Source organism: Streptomyces sp. A1136, from assembly GCF_004795055.1.
Lineage (GTDB): Bacteria > Actinomycetota > Actinomycetes > Streptomycetales > Streptomycetaceae > Streptomyces.
In genome coordinates, this window is the sequence record NZ_SSBJ01000028.1 from 90,448 (window position 1) to 102,567 (window position 12,120).

Here is a 12,120-nt window from a genome sequence, read left to right on the forward strand (position 1 = left end):
GAGTGGTGTCCGCGTGCGTCGGGCGCGCCCGTTCCCGGACCGGCCGGGCCGCGCGCATAGGGTCCGGAACCATCGTCCGGTCGGGCGCGGAGGTATCGAGAGGGAGGTCGGCGATGGTCGGGGCACGCGTCATCACGGTATTCGGCGCGACGGGCGCGCAAGGCGGAGGACTGGTACGGGCGATCCTCGACGACCCGGAGAGCGGGTTCTCGGTGCGCGCGGTCACCCGTGACCCGGGATCGGACCGGGCACGGGAGCTGGCCCGGCTCGGCGCGGAGGTGGTCCGGGCCGACCTGGACGACGAGGCCACCCTCGGACCCGTCCTCGAAGGCGCGTACGGGGCCTACCTGGTGACGAACTTCTGGGAGCACATGTCGGCGGAGCGGGAGAAGCGGCAGGCCGCCTCCCTCGCCCGGGCGACCGGACACGCGGGGGTGCAGCACGCCATCTGGTCGACGCTGGAGGACACCCGCGAGTGCGTCCCGCTCGACGACGACCGCATGCCCACGCTCCAGGGCTCGTACAAGGTGCCGCACTTCGACGCCAAGGCGGAGGCCGACCACTTCTTCCCCGAGGCCGGCGCGCCGACCACCTTCCTGCGCACGACGTTCTACTGGGAGAACCTGTACTCGACGTTCGCCCCGCAGCGGGGCGAGGACGGCGTCTTGCGGCTGGTCTTCCCGATGGGCGACAGCCCCCTGTCGGGCATCGCCGTCGACGACATCGGCCGGACCGCGCTGGCCGTGTTCAAGAGGGGCACCGACCTGATCGGCGCGACGGTCGGCATCGCCGGTGAACACCTCCCGGTCGCGGACATCGCGGCGGCGCTGACCGACGTCGTCGGCGAGCCGGTGCGGTACGCGCCGATGGAACCCGACGCCTTCCGCGCCCTCGGTTTCCCGGCGGCCGACGAGATCGGCAACATGTTCCAGTACTACGCCGAGTGCGCCGACCGCTTCACCCACGCGAGGGACCTGGCGGCCATCCGGGCGCTGAACCCGTCGCTGCAGGACTTCGCCACCTGGCTGGCCGGGCACCGCGAGGCCTTCCGGTCCCTGTGACCGCGGGCCGGGCCGGGACGCGGCGTCCGGCGGGGGTGGGCCGGACGGGTGAGGTCGCGTGTGGCGCCGTTTTGTGTTCGGAACCGGTGCGCTCGCGTTGTACCTTCCCGTCGTTCGGGCGTTCCGCGTGGTGTGGAAGGCCGACCGTCGAGGAGAGGGACCTGTGTGGCTACCGGAACGGTGAAGTGGTTCAGCGCGGAGAAGGGCTTCGGCTTCATCGCGCAGGACGGGGGCGGCCCCGATGTCTTCGCCCACTACTCAGCGATCAACGCTACCGGTTTTCGGGAACTGTGGGAGGGACAGGCGGTGACCTTCGATGTCACCCAGGGGCAGAAGGGGCCGCAGGCCGAGAACATCGTGCCCGCCTGATCGCGGTTCGCCCCCGGATCGGCCGCCGTGCCGGTCCCCCGTCACCGGCCGGAGGGCGGGGCCCGTGCGCCGCAGGAGCGGACCCTCGGGTCTCGGGGTCCGGGGGCCCGCTCTGCGTCATCATGTGCCATTCGCTTATCCCCGGCCGGTACCACCGGGCGACCGGCGGCGATTCTCACCCCTTCGGCCACTCCCCCCGCCGCGCGCGTGCGCCACGGTACGGACGGGCCGGGCGGGGCACACCGAGCGAAGGAGTCGGCGGATGAACGACACACCAGCAGGCCACCTGCCGCCGCCGTCGGTGGCCCCGGTCGCCGGCGCGGGGCCGGACGCTGCGTCCGCCACCGCGGTCGTCGCCGCGGCCACCGGCGTCCTGATGGCCTTCGTGCCGTGCTGCCACGACACCGCGCGCCGCATCCTGCTCGACACGGCCCGCGGGAGCGGTGTGGGACCGACGGCGGCCGCGCACGCCGCGATGGCACTGCGGGGCGACGAGGAAGCCCCAGCGGCCCGGCCTTCACCCCACGTGGGAGAAGTCCTGCGCTCCCTGATCGACGACACCCTCTCGGCTCCGGCGCCCCCGTCCGGTCCCGGCTCCCCCGGCCTGCTCCCGGACCTGGCGGTCCTGCGCCGGCACCTGCACGACTTCCGCACGCTGCGCCGACGCACCTTCGCGACCCCGGACGACGCGGCGCTGCGAAGCCGGCTGGAGGACGCCTCCTACACCCTGTGCGTCCTGATGGGCCGGCGCAGCACCCATCTGGCGCTCCAGGCGGCCGAGGAACTCCTCACCGCCGACCGCCTCGACCGCCCCACCCGGTCGCGGGCCCCGTACCGGTGAGGGCGGGACCACGCGGGCGGGCGCGGGCCGGGTCGTCCTTCGTCCGCACCGGCGTCCGGCACGCCGGCGGGTCGGCGCGCCCGTTTCCCCCTACTCTCGCCGGATGACCGAGAACGAGATCAAGCTGAAGGCCATCGCGGTGCTCACCGGGGTGCGCGGCGACGTCGGCACGGATTACGTCTCCGCCCTGCTCAGCGAGGTGACACCGGCGGAGTTCCTGGTCCCCGCCGAGGCGGACCCGGCGGAGATCGGACTCGCGGTGCTGGACCAGTTGTCCGGGCCGTGGAGCGCTCTGGTCACCGGTTTCGTGTTGGCCTTCGAAGCGGTCGCGGACGCCTACGACGCGGCGGACCCGGAGATGTCCGCGCAGGAGATCCTCCAGGCGCTCGCCCTCGAACTCGCCGCCGGGGACGACTGAGCCCGGACCGCCCGACCGCCGGGCGAGGCGCACGTCTTGATCGACCGTCGTGTCAGGGGGCGCGCTGCGGGTAACCGCCTGACGAGGATTCACCGTCAGCGCCGGTCGTCCGTCACCGGCCCGAGTCGAGAAGGGCACCATGGCCACCCCTCCGAACGATCCCGTACCTCCCAACCCGACGCCCGCGCCCGGTCCCGGCCCCGGGCCCCGGCCGGGTCCCCTGCCGGGCCCCGTCCCCGGGCCGGGCGGCCCCGACCCGGTGCCCCCGGCTCCGCCGCAACCGCAGCCCGACCCGCGGCCCGAGCCCGCGCCGGGACCCGATCCGCTCCCCGCGCCCGGCCCGCTGCCCGGCCCGGTCCCGGCTCCCGACCCCGCGACCTGAGGCCGCCGCCCGGGCGGAGGCGGCCCCCGTCCCAGACGGTGTGCCCCCGTCTCAGACGGTGTGCCCGGCCCACTCGGCCGGGACCCCGGCGCCGCCTCCGCCGCGCAGCGCCTCCACCACCGCCTGGTGCAGGTCCCGGCTCTCCTGTTCCGAATCGCACTCGACGGGGCTGCCGGCCAGCGTGAACCAGTCGGACGAGCCGCTGTACTGGACGGCCACCTGCGCCGCCGCGCCCGTCCACGTGGTGTGCAGCGTCAGATTGCCCGAGATGACGCCCGCCTCCCTCGTACGGACACCGCCGGCCCCCGGATAGATCCCCGTCGTCGTCCACGACGCCCATGCCATGGGGCACTCCTCCCGTGCCGATGTCGTCGGCGAAGCCGACCTGTCCGCCAAACCTCTCCCGCCTCGTTTTCCTTCTCCTGGTCTACCCCCATTGGTCCCTTTCCGCACGGCGCGCTCTCATGGACACAGGCCGTTCCCTCTGCCGCGTCGAGCATGAAAGAGGTACGCCCATGTACGAGATGCGCGCCGAGCCCAGCACCGAGCTGGGCCGGCTCCTGTGGCACGTGATAGCCAAGGACACCACCCTCAGCACCCTGTGCGGGTCCCTCCTCAGCCCCGACCGGGCCCCGCTCCCGGCCGCCGAACCCGCCTCCGACCACTACTGCGCCGCCTGCATGCACGCCGTCCGCGCACAGGGCGAGGCCGTGACGGAGGACAGGGCCTAGCGCGGTTTGGCCGCCGGGCCCGCGGGCAGACGCCGCGTGCCGGCCGGTGGCGACGGACTCGTGGCGGTCCGACGTCGAGTGGGGCGCGGCAGGAGGTGGGTCCCATGATCGACGGCACGAGTGCCAACCCCGGCACCCTGCCCTCGGTGGGGCGGCAGTACGACGCAGGCCCCTACGTGCCCCGCCACGGCGGCCTCGGTGCCCTGCGCCGGGCCGCCGCCGGGTGCCAGGGCTGTCCGTTGTTCGAGCACGCCACCCAGACGGTGTTCGGCGCCGGAGCCGCGCACGCCCGGCTGTTCCTGGTCGGTGAGCAACCCGGGGACCAGGAGGACCGCCAAGGCGAACCCTTCGTCGGCCCCGCCGGGCGGTTGCTGCACCGGGCGCTGGAGGAGGCGGGCCTCGGCGACGAGGACACGTACGTGACGAACGCGGTCAAGCACTTCAAGTTCACGACCTCCGCCCGGGGCAAGCGCCGTATCCACAAGGCGCCCAACCTGCGGGAGACGTCTGCCTGCCGGCCGTGGCTGGCGGCGGAACTGCGCCTGGTGGAGCCCGAGGTGGTGGTCGTGCTGGGCGCCACCGCGGGGCGCGCCCTGCTCGGGAGCTCCTTCAAGGTCGGGGAGCAGCGCGGTGTCCTGCGCCCGATGCCCGCCCTGGGGGACGACCCGGCGGACTCGTGGGGGGGCGCGACTGCTGGCGACCGTGCATCCCTCCGCGGTACTGCGTTCCCACGACCGGGAGGCGGCGTTCCGCGGTCTGGTCGGCGATCTTTCGGTGGCCGCCTCCGCCCTCGGCTGACCGCACCGGCTCTCGCACCGGGCCGCCGGCTCATCGGCCGTCTTCCTCGGCCTCGGCGTTCACGCCCGGGCCTCGGCGTTCGCCCGTGGGCGAGGGGGCGGCGGGCGAGGCGGACCGGGAGCGGGCCTCCGCGAGGCTCGGGGCGATCTCCAGCTCCGCCTCGGCGTCGAGGAGCCGCAGGAGCTCCGCGAACTGCTCCGGTACGGGGCCGGCCAGGACGAGGTGGTCCTCGCGGTCACCGGCGAGCAGGATGTTCAGCAGCGAGGAGTCGGCGAAGGTGACCCGGGCGATGTCCACCACCCGCCGCACGCCCTCCCGGGCGGCGTCGGCGAGGACCTCCGCCAACGGCCCGACGCTGTCGATGTCGAACTCGCCCGACAGTACGACCACCCGGACCCCCTCCTCGTCGAGGAGGACCCGCACTCTCGGGTGGTCGTACGTCATGGCCTGCCTGTTCGACGGGGTGTGTCCGCGGGGCGCGCCACGGACCCGACGCACGGGCCCCGCGCCCCGCGGAGGCCGGGTTCAGCCGCCGCGACGTCCGCCGGACGGGTCCTGGGGGTCGACACCCGTGTACGCGGAGGCGTCCTTGGTCCCGCTGGGGCGCTTCGAAGCGCCCTTCTCGCCCATGTCGTGGTGGCCCTTGTCGCCGGAGCGCGCTCCCTTTCCCTTGTGCTCCCCACGCCGCCCACCGGTCTTGACCGGGGTGCCCTCGTCGGCCTTGGTCGGCGAGGCCTTGGTCGGCGAGCGCCGGTCCGGGCCGTCGCCCGCGTACTCGTCGGTGTGGAAGGAGCGGTGCGCGCTCGGGTTGTCCTGTTGTCGGGTGGCGTCCACGTCGGGCGCCCATCCGTGCTGATCGGTCCCTTCGTGCCGGCTGGGACCCTCACCGTGTGACGGTTGTCCCGACTTCCTGTTCTTCGACATGCACTACACCTCCTGGGCTCTTGCGCGGGCCGAGCGCCCGTTTCAGGCGGAGGACGACCGCGGGGTGTGGAAGTGGCGCAGCCGCGCCTCGACGTGGCCGTCGACCTCGCGCGTCTCGAATGACGGTTGGGGGGCGGTGGCCGGTCCCTCGACGTTCCAGCCGTCGGAGAGCCGGAAGACACTGCCGTGCCAGGGGCAGCGTACGCAGCCGTCGGTGATCTCGCCTTCGGACAGCGGGCCGCCCATGTGCGAGCAGTGGTCGGCGAGGACGTGCACGGTCCCGCCCGAGGCGCGCACGACGAGTACGTCGACTCCGTCCACCCGGGCCCGGACGGGCTTGTCGACGGCGAAGTCCGCCACCGGGCCGACACGGTGCCAGCCCTCCGCCACCAGATGGGTCACCTGCTCGGCGTGGTTGGCTCCGGCGGCCTGGCGGTAGGCGAGGTGGCCGCCGATCGCGCCGCCCGCGGAGACGGCGGCGAGCCCCGCCATGGACAGGGCCCGGCCCTTCCAGGTCCGGCCGCGGGAGCGGGCCAGGAAGGAGCCGGCGTAGAGGCAGAGCCCCGCGCTGTTGGTGAGGGCGTGGACGAGTCCCACGCGGGCCTGCTCGGGTGGCAGCTCGGCCCAGTCCGTCCAGCCGGCGAGGGCCGCGGGCACCGCCGTGACCACTCCCACCCCGATCAGGGCGCGGGCCGCCCGGCGCTGGCCGGGCAGCAGGTCCAGGACTGCGGAGGAGAACCAGGCGCCGAGCGGCACCTGGACGAGCGGCGGGTGCGCCGGGTGGCCCAGCGGGCGGCCGTGCAGGACGTCGCGGGCCGCTCCCAGCGGGAGGGCGCGCACCGCGCGGCGTACGGCCTCGATGAGACCGTCGGCCACCGTCGTCCGCTCCAGCCGCTCCATGGCGGTCAGGACGGGTCCGGGGCCGTTGCCGGCGGTGCCGAGTGCGGTGCTTCGTAGGTCCATGGCGGGCGCCTACCCCGAGCGGGACGCGCTATGGCGTCCTGCCGCCGAACGGTTGCGGATCGTCCCCCCGGGGCGCGTACTCGCGGGGCTCCCTGGCCGTATTGCGGCCCACCACGTGCATCGCCGCCTCCTCCGCCGACTCCGCTCCCCCGTCTTCGCCGACGTCGTGGGCCAGTACGTCGATGGAACGGCGGGAGTCGTCCTCCACCGGGGCGAGCCGGCCGACCGTGTCGTGGGGCAGCGGCTCGGGGTGTGGACCGCTGTCCGGGCCGGACTGGCCGACATCGGGCGTCTCCTGCGCGAGACGCTGGTCCAGGGTCTCGCCCTCCCGCTGCTCGGCCGCCGTCGTGCCGTGGCGGGAGACGGCGCGGGGCCGGTCCGGGGTCTGGTAGCCCTCGTCCAGGCTCCGGTCGGCGTCAGGCTCGTCCAGCGCGTTCTCCATGTCGGGCTGGTACTCGGCGCGCTGGTCGCCGTTCTGCGGCTGGTACACCTCGTCGCCCTGGGTACTGCTGTCGTCGGCCATGGTCGTCGCCTTTCCCGGGTCTCCTGTAAACGGCCCTCGGCGGGCGCCTACCCCTTCCCGACCGGCCCACACGGTCACCGGCGCCCGCCGCGGCATGTCCGGTGGCAGGGCGGGTAGCCCCCCACCGGCGACGGACGCGGCCCCTCGGGGGCGGACGCGACCGCCGTGTCAGGAGCCGGACCGCACGGAGGGCCGGACCGCACGGAGGGAGAGAGCCATGGACGACCAGGGCGGCGCGGGCGGCGCGCCCCTGCACCACGACGAGGGCGAGGCGAGGCGCCGCAGGCCCCACGTGGAGCAGCCGGCGAAGGAGGGACACGAGACGGGCGGCCGGACGGGTGGCCGGCGTTCCGAGCACGAAGCCCCCGAGCGCGACCGCGAAATGGGCAGCGCGCGCGACGGCGAGCGCAAGACCCCGGCCAAGGGGCCGGAGTAGCCAGGACCGAACGCCGGAACGGGTCGGCCGGAACGCGGCGCCGGGCGGTGGGATCTCAGCGTTCGGAGAAGCTGAAATCGCCCATCGTCCAGGCGCTGACGTCCTTGACCGCGATCCGGTACATCCCGCCGGTCTCCGGGATGCCGACGGTGCCCTGGAGGATCCGGGCCACGTGGAAGTGGAGGTAGGCGGGCGGGGCGACGCGCGGGGAGGGGGACATGGTGCCCGCGTCCAGGAAGACGTTCGCGAAGGCGCCGAGCTGGTCCGAGTCCTTGAGGACCTCGGCCACGCGCTGGCGCCAGACGCTCTCCGGGGCGAGCCGGCCCGTGATCACGGCGCCGTGCACCACGACGGTCAGGGCCATCTGATTCGTCGGCTCGGACTCCACGGCGGCGGCGATGGCGACGAGCAGGTCGTCAGGCTTCGACATGGGTACGGAGTCTACAAGGTCCCGCCCCGGGGACCCACCCCACGGCCCCCGGAACCGGCCGGGCCCGCGCAGAGGTTGGCCGGGTGGCTCGGGGCACGGGCACGGGGCAGGGATCAGGCGGTTGCGAGCAGCAGCTCGACCTCGCGCTCCTGGTCTCCGGCGACGGTGCCCTTCGCCTCGACGGTGAAGGACTCCGACAGTGCGAACAGGACCCGGTCCACGGCGCGCGGGCCGCCCTGCACGCCGACGCGGACCGTGCCGTCGAGGGTTACGGGGCCGGTCCGCGCGCCCGGTCGGCCGGCGTCGACGGTGGTGCTCCAGACGGTGGGGTGCCCCGCGTGGTCCCGGGCCGGTGCCGCCTTCTCCTCCACGACCTCTCCCGGGAAGGCCCGTTCGAGGAACCCGATGAGGGTACGTGCGTCTTCGGGCGAGCAGTCGGTGGCCGTCACCAGCACCGCGTCGTCCGCGTGCCGTGCTTCGCTGTTCATCACGTCGCCTTTCCTTCGGGTCCTCGGGAACCCCTTCGGGGGCCGGTCACGCGCGGCGTGGCGGACCGGCCGGGGCCGGTCCGCCACGGCGGCGGCGTTCCACGGCTCAGCGCCCGAGGGCCTTCTTGAGCTGCTCCTTGTTCATCGTGGAGCGGCCTTCGACGCCCCGCTTCTTGGCCTCCTCGTACAAGGCGTCGCGGGTGGGCCCCGAGGAACCGCTCCCGGAGCCGCGGCCGCCACCGCCGCCCGAACCCGACGAACCACGGCTGGTGGACTTGGTCTCGCCGGACCGTGCCCGCTCCTTGTTCACCGTGCGGCCGGCCATCTCCTTCGCCCGGCCCTCCGACATGCCGCGCTCCTGACCGGACTCCTTGATGTGGTCGTACTGGCGCTCGCGCTTACCGCTGGAACCTCGGGGCATCGCAGTTCTCCTCACGCATAGGGGTGGACACGGCCATGCTGCGGGCCGGCGCCGGCTCCCGCACCCCGGATCGGCCACCGGAGGGACCCGCCCCGTCGGCGCACCCCGCCCGGTCCGGGCGTCGAAACCGGGCGCTTCCAACGGCTTTGGCGTACGGGTGAAACCTTCCGCCGTTCCACGCGCCCCCGGCCCCCACCGGGTCACCCGGCCGGCACAGTGGCCGCACCCACCTCCGGCCAAAGGAGTTTCACGTGCTCGAACGCAAGCGGCGCAAGAACGGGACCGAGGTCACCTTCGTCCTTCCGGCCGACACTCCGCCCGGGCCGGTCAGCGTGGTGGGCGACTTCAACGACTGGCAGCCGGGCACCCACGTGCTGGAGCCCCGCGAGGACGGGCTGCGCGCCGTGACCGTCGCCCTCAGCGGGAAGAAGACGCACACGTTCCGCTATCTGGCGGCGGGCGACTACTGGTTCGACGAGGAGCAGGCCGACGGCCACGACGGCACGAACAGCCACCTGCGCACCTGAGGACGCGGCACCCGTCCGTCCGGCAGGTCCGCCGGTGCCGGGCCGAGCGGCTCAGGAGAGCAGCTCCAGCACCGCCGCCTCCACCTCGCCGTGGGTGGCCGGGTGCCCGTAGACCACATCGGCGCCGAGCCGCTCCAGCGCCGGCCTGATGGTGACACCGTTCTCGTAGAGCTCGAACAACCTCGGGTTGATGTAGGAGGAGCGGCAGACCGCGGGCGTGTTGCCCAGGTAACCGCTCACCTCGCGCACCGCCCGGGCCAGCGCCTTCGTACGCAGGGCCCGGGACTCCCCCACGACCTCGGCCGACACGGCGAGGGCGACGGCGGCCAGGACCGTGGCGTGCCAGGTCCGGAAGTCCTTCGCGGTGATGTCGGTACCGGACCTGCTGCGCAGGTAGTCGTTGACGTCACCGGCCCGCACCTCGTGCCAGATGCCGGCCTGCCGGTACACGAAGAGCTGCGACTGCCCTTCGCTCCGGCGCAGCAGGGACCTGACCACCGCGTACGCGGCCGGGTCCACCAGGGCGCGGGTCTGCTCCTGCCCGGATTTGCCCGGGTAACGGAAGCAGACCTCGCCCCGGCTGCAAACGGCGTGCTCGCGCAGCAGGGTGGTCAGCCCGTACGCCTGGTGGTCGCGCCGGTACGCGGTCCCGCCGACGCGGAAGAAACCGAGGTCGAGCAGGCGCGCCGAGCAGCCCAGGACCCGGTCCCGGCCGAGGCCCCGGGCCGCGAGGTCCCGGGCGACGCCCTGGCGCAGGCGCGGCAGGCGCGTCGCGACGTCCAGGACGTGGTCGTGTTTGGCCGCCTCCTGCCGTTCACGGAAGGCCGGGTGGTAGAGGTACTGCCGACGACCCGCCTCGTCGGTCCCCATGGCCTGGATGTGACCGCCGGGCCACGGGCATATCCAGACGTCCGTCCAGGCGGGCGGGATCACGAGGGAGCGCAGCCGCTCGCGCTCCGACGGGTCGATGACGGGCGTCCCGGTCGGATCGAGGTAGCGAAAACCCCGGCCGTGGCGTACCCGGGCGTAGCCGGGTCGGTCGGGGTGACTCGTGCGCAGTCGCATGGTCCTCCTCCGGCGGTCGCCGGGCGCCTGCCCGACCGCGCCGCGAATACTCCGGGTACGCGCGCCTTCGCCCGGCGGGGGCATAGATTCGTCCGCATGGTGCACGTACTGGGCAGCAGGGTCCTGCTGCGCCCCACCGATCCGGACCGTTCGCGCGCGTTCTACGGCGGGGCGCTGGGCCTCGCCGTGTACCGGGAGTTCGGTACGGGGCCCGAGCGCGGGACGGTGTACTTCCTCGGCGGCGGGTTCCTGGAGGTGTCGGGCCGCTCCGAGCACCCGCCGGCCCCCGGTATGCGGTTGTGGCTCCAGGTCTCCGACGTCCAGGCGGCGTACGAGGAACTGTTGGAGCGGGGTGTCGCGGTATCGCGGCCGCCGATGCGCGAGCCGTGGGGGTTGATCGAGATGTGGGTCGAGGACCCCGACGGTGTGTCGATCGCCGTCGTGGAGGTCCCGGCGGACCATCCGCTGCGGCTGCGCGTCTGAGGCCGGTCCCGGCGAGGGCTACCGGTGGCCACGGGGTGCCGCGGCCTACCGTGGCGTGCGCCACGATCCGGGCGGGACCATTCCAATGGTGCGGATGCGGCCGTTATCGTGACGATTCACCCTTTCCTCTCCGCCCGGATGGTCACCAGTGCCCGCAGACTCCTCCCTGTCCCCGCTGATGGCGGCGACGACGCACTGGCTGACCCGCGCCTATCCGGCCGGCGGCGGCGCGCTCCAGCGCGGCCTGGCGGAGGCGCAGGCCCGGCAGGCCGTGACCGTCGCCGCGTGGCTGCGGTATCCGACGGACCTCGACGCGGAGCTGGTGGCGCTGACGGGGCCGGGCGGCTCGGCCCGCCTGGACTGGATCAGCGGGGCGGACGTCCCCTCCGATGAGGAGGAGCGGGAGCACGGGTGGCGCAGCTGGGTCGACGAGGTCGTGGCCAGCTGGGCGGCATGCCTGCTGACCACGCCGTCGTTGGCCGCGGCGGCGGTGGCCGCGCTGGCGGGTACCGAGCACGCCGACGCCGTCCCGGTGGCCTTCCGTCGTCTCACGAAGCCCGCGGCGGGCGACCGGGGCGCCGCGGCGCTGCTGCGCCACCCGGACCTGCTCGCGCCGATAGCGGAGCTGCACCGCCCCGGGCTGCTGGACTGCCTCGGCGCGGACCCCGCCTTGGCGGGCTGAGCGGGGCGGGCCCCCGACCACCCGTTTCCGGGGGACCGGGACGGGTAGGGGCCGGCGTGCGGGGTGCGGTCTTGGCCGACCCGGCCGCGACGGAGGCCGCACCCCGCCCGGACTGCCGGGACCCGGCGCCCCGGGGGCCGGGCAACCCGTACGCGCGACAGCGGGCGCCGCGGACGGCGCCAGGACCGAGGATGGGGGCATGTCCGCCCGACTGGTGATCTATCCTCCCGACGAGAACGGCTGGCGCCGGGTGCGTTACGACGGCGTCGCCATCGGTGTCGCCCACAAGCCGTCCGACATCCTCGTCTTCCTCGGCGCGGCCGGGATGGAGGATCCGGAGGAGCTGGACCTCACCGACCCCGAGCTCGTCGAGTGGCGCGGCCCCGGACCGGAGTTCTGGGCGGAGTCACCCCCCTGAGCCGGGCTCCGGGTTCGGGGCCCGCCGACATCCTGGCGGGCACGACCGCCGACGTACGAAAGGAATCGCGCGCCGTGGGACAGCTGCCCGAGGACGTACCGCCCCAGCCGACCCGAGAGAAGGCGGCCCAGCTCGCCCTTTCGCTCCAGGACGGCCGCCG

19 protein-coding genes and 1 pseudogene are annotated in these 12,120 nt (G+C 74.2%); 11 read left to right on the forward strand and 9 right to left on the reverse strand.

Going from position 1 to position 12,120, the window contains the following annotated elements:
* Positions 1-113: 113 nt before the first annotated feature.
* From E6R62_RS25595 to E6R62_RS25610, 4 genes are all read left to right on the forward strand, one after another.
* Positions 114-1,061, forward strand: coding sequence for an NmrA/HSCARG family protein (locus tag E6R62_RS25595; RefSeq protein WP_136215878.1), 948 nt, complete (start codon positions 114-116; stop codon positions 1,059-1,061).
* A gap of 165 nt (positions 1,062-1,226) precedes the next feature.
* Positions 1,227-1,430: a cold-shock protein gene (locus E6R62_RS25600; RefSeq protein WP_136215879.1), complete on the forward strand. Its 204-nt coding sequence runs from the start codon at positions 1,227-1,229 to the stop codon at positions 1,428-1,430.
* A gap of 262 nt (positions 1,431-1,692) precedes the next feature.
* Positions 1,693-2,271 carry a DUF5133 domain-containing protein gene (locus E6R62_RS41105; RefSeq protein ID WP_240801885.1) on the forward strand — a complete coding sequence of 193 codons (579 nt, stop codon included), beginning with the start codon at positions 1,693-1,695 and terminating at the stop codon, positions 2,269-2,271.
* A 103-nt stretch (positions 2,272-2,374) separates the two neighbouring features.
* Positions 2,375-2,689, forward strand: a complete 315-nt coding sequence (locus tag E6R62_RS25610) for a hypothetical protein (RefSeq protein WP_136215880.1) — start codon at positions 2,375-2,377, stop codon at positions 2,687-2,689.
* A gap of 433 nt (positions 2,690-3,122) precedes the next feature.
* Here the strand turns inward: E6R62_RS25610 and E6R62_RS25620 are convergent, their stop codons facing one another.
* Positions 3,123-3,416, reverse strand: a complete 294-nt coding sequence (locus E6R62_RS25620) for a hypothetical protein (protein WP_136215881.1) — start codon at positions 3,414-3,416, stop codon at positions 3,123-3,125.
* Between the two features lie 170 nt (positions 3,417-3,586).
* On the opposite strand from E6R62_RS25620, the gene E6R62_RS25625 reads away from it, so the two are divergent.
* Both E6R62_RS25625 and E6R62_RS25630 read left to right on the forward strand, forming a co-directional pair.
* Positions 3,587-3,802 carry a hypothetical protein gene (locus E6R62_RS25625; RefSeq protein WP_136215882.1) on the forward strand — a complete coding sequence of 72 codons (216 nt, stop codon included), beginning with the start codon at positions 3,587-3,589 and terminating at the stop codon, positions 3,800-3,802.
* 104 nt (positions 3,803-3,906) lie between these two features.
* Positions 3,907-4,600, forward strand: a pseudogene (locus E6R62_RS25630) (UdgX family uracil-DNA binding protein).
* 30 nt (positions 4,601-4,630) lie between these two features.
* On the opposite strand, the gene E6R62_RS25635 reads toward E6R62_RS25630, so the two are convergent.
* From E6R62_RS25635 to E6R62_RS25650, 4 genes are all read right to left on the reverse strand, one after another.
* A complete protein-coding gene (locus tag E6R62_RS25635) occupies positions 4,631-5,044 on the reverse strand; it encodes an STAS domain-containing protein (RefSeq protein ID WP_136215883.1) in 414 nt (137 codons plus the stop codon).
* 81 nt (positions 5,045-5,125) lie between these two features.
* Positions 5,126-5,524 (reverse strand): hypothetical protein, encoded by a 399-nt coding sequence (locus E6R62_RS25640; RefSeq protein ID WP_136215884.1) that lies wholly within the window; start codon positions 5,522-5,524, stop codon positions 5,126-5,128.
* Positions 5,525-5,566: 42 nt separating this feature from the next.
* Positions 5,567-6,487 (reverse strand): Rieske 2Fe-2S domain-containing protein, encoded by a 921-nt coding sequence (locus E6R62_RS25645; RefSeq protein ID WP_136215885.1) that lies wholly within the window; start codon positions 6,485-6,487, stop codon positions 5,567-5,569.
* Between the two features lie 28 nt (positions 6,488-6,515).
* Positions 6,516-7,010, reverse strand: a complete 495-nt coding sequence (locus tag E6R62_RS25650) for a DUF5709 domain-containing protein (protein ID WP_240801886.1) — start codon at positions 7,008-7,010, stop codon at positions 6,516-6,518.
* Between the two features lie 217 nt (positions 7,011-7,227).
* Between E6R62_RS25650 and E6R62_RS25655 the strand changes: the two genes are divergently transcribed.
* A complete protein-coding gene (locus E6R62_RS25655; protein ID WP_136215886.1) occupies positions 7,228-7,446 on the forward strand; it encodes a hypothetical protein in 219 nt (72 codons plus the stop codon).
* A gap of 55 nt (positions 7,447-7,501) precedes the next feature.
* On the opposite strand, the gene E6R62_RS25660 is transcribed toward E6R62_RS25655, so the two are convergent.
* From E6R62_RS25660 to E6R62_RS25670, 3 genes are all read right to left on the reverse strand, one after another.
* The gene (locus E6R62_RS25660) at positions 7,502-7,876 is read right to left on the reverse strand and encodes a hypothetical protein (protein WP_136215887.1); all 375 of its coding nucleotides are present in this window, start codon (positions 7,874-7,876) and stop codon (positions 7,502-7,504) included.
* 113 nt (positions 7,877-7,989) lie between these two features.
* Entirely contained in the window at positions 7,990-8,364 is a 375-nt protein-coding gene (locus E6R62_RS25665) for a hypothetical protein (RefSeq protein ID WP_136215888.1), read from the reverse strand.
* 106 nt (positions 8,365-8,470) lie between these two features.
* Positions 8,471-8,785: a plasmid stabilization protein gene (locus E6R62_RS25670; protein ID WP_136215889.1), complete on the reverse strand. Its 315-nt coding sequence runs from the start codon at positions 8,783-8,785 to the stop codon at positions 8,471-8,473.
* Positions 8,786-9,036: 251 nt separating this feature from the next.
* Between E6R62_RS25670 and E6R62_RS25675 the strand changes: the two genes are divergently transcribed.
* Positions 9,037-9,312, forward strand: coding sequence for an isoamylase early set domain-containing protein (locus tag E6R62_RS25675; RefSeq protein ID WP_136215890.1), 276 nt, complete (start codon positions 9,037-9,039; stop codon positions 9,310-9,312).
* A gap of 51 nt (positions 9,313-9,363) precedes the next feature.
* Here the strand turns inward: E6R62_RS25675 and E6R62_RS25680 are convergent, their stop codons facing one another.
* The gene (locus tag E6R62_RS25680; protein ID WP_136215891.1) at positions 9,364-10,377 is read right to left on the reverse strand and encodes a DNA topoisomerase IB; all 1,014 of its coding nucleotides are present in this window, start codon (positions 10,375-10,377) and stop codon (positions 9,364-9,366) included.
* Positions 10,378-10,473: 96 nt separating this feature from the next.
* Between E6R62_RS25680 and E6R62_RS25685 the strand changes: the two genes are divergently transcribed.
* The 3 genes from E6R62_RS25685 to E6R62_RS25695 all read left to right on the forward strand — a co-directional run bounded on the left by E6R62_RS25685 (position 10,474) and on the right by E6R62_RS25695 (position 11,960).
* The gene (locus E6R62_RS25685) at positions 10,474-10,860 is read left to right on the forward strand and encodes a VOC family protein (RefSeq protein WP_136215892.1); all 387 of its coding nucleotides are present in this window, start codon (positions 10,474-10,476) and stop codon (positions 10,858-10,860) included.
* A 178-nt stretch (positions 10,861-11,038) separates the two neighbouring features.
* The gene (locus E6R62_RS25690) at positions 11,039-11,542 is read left to right on the forward strand and encodes a hypothetical protein (protein ID WP_136215906.1); all 504 of its coding nucleotides are present in this window, start codon (positions 11,039-11,041) and stop codon (positions 11,540-11,542) included.
* A 199-nt stretch (positions 11,543-11,741) separates the two neighbouring features.
* Positions 11,742-11,960: a hypothetical protein gene (locus E6R62_RS25695; protein ID WP_136215893.1), complete on the forward strand. Its 219-nt coding sequence runs from the start codon at positions 11,742-11,744 to the stop codon at positions 11,958-11,960.
* Positions 11,961-12,120 lie beyond the last annotated feature (160 nt).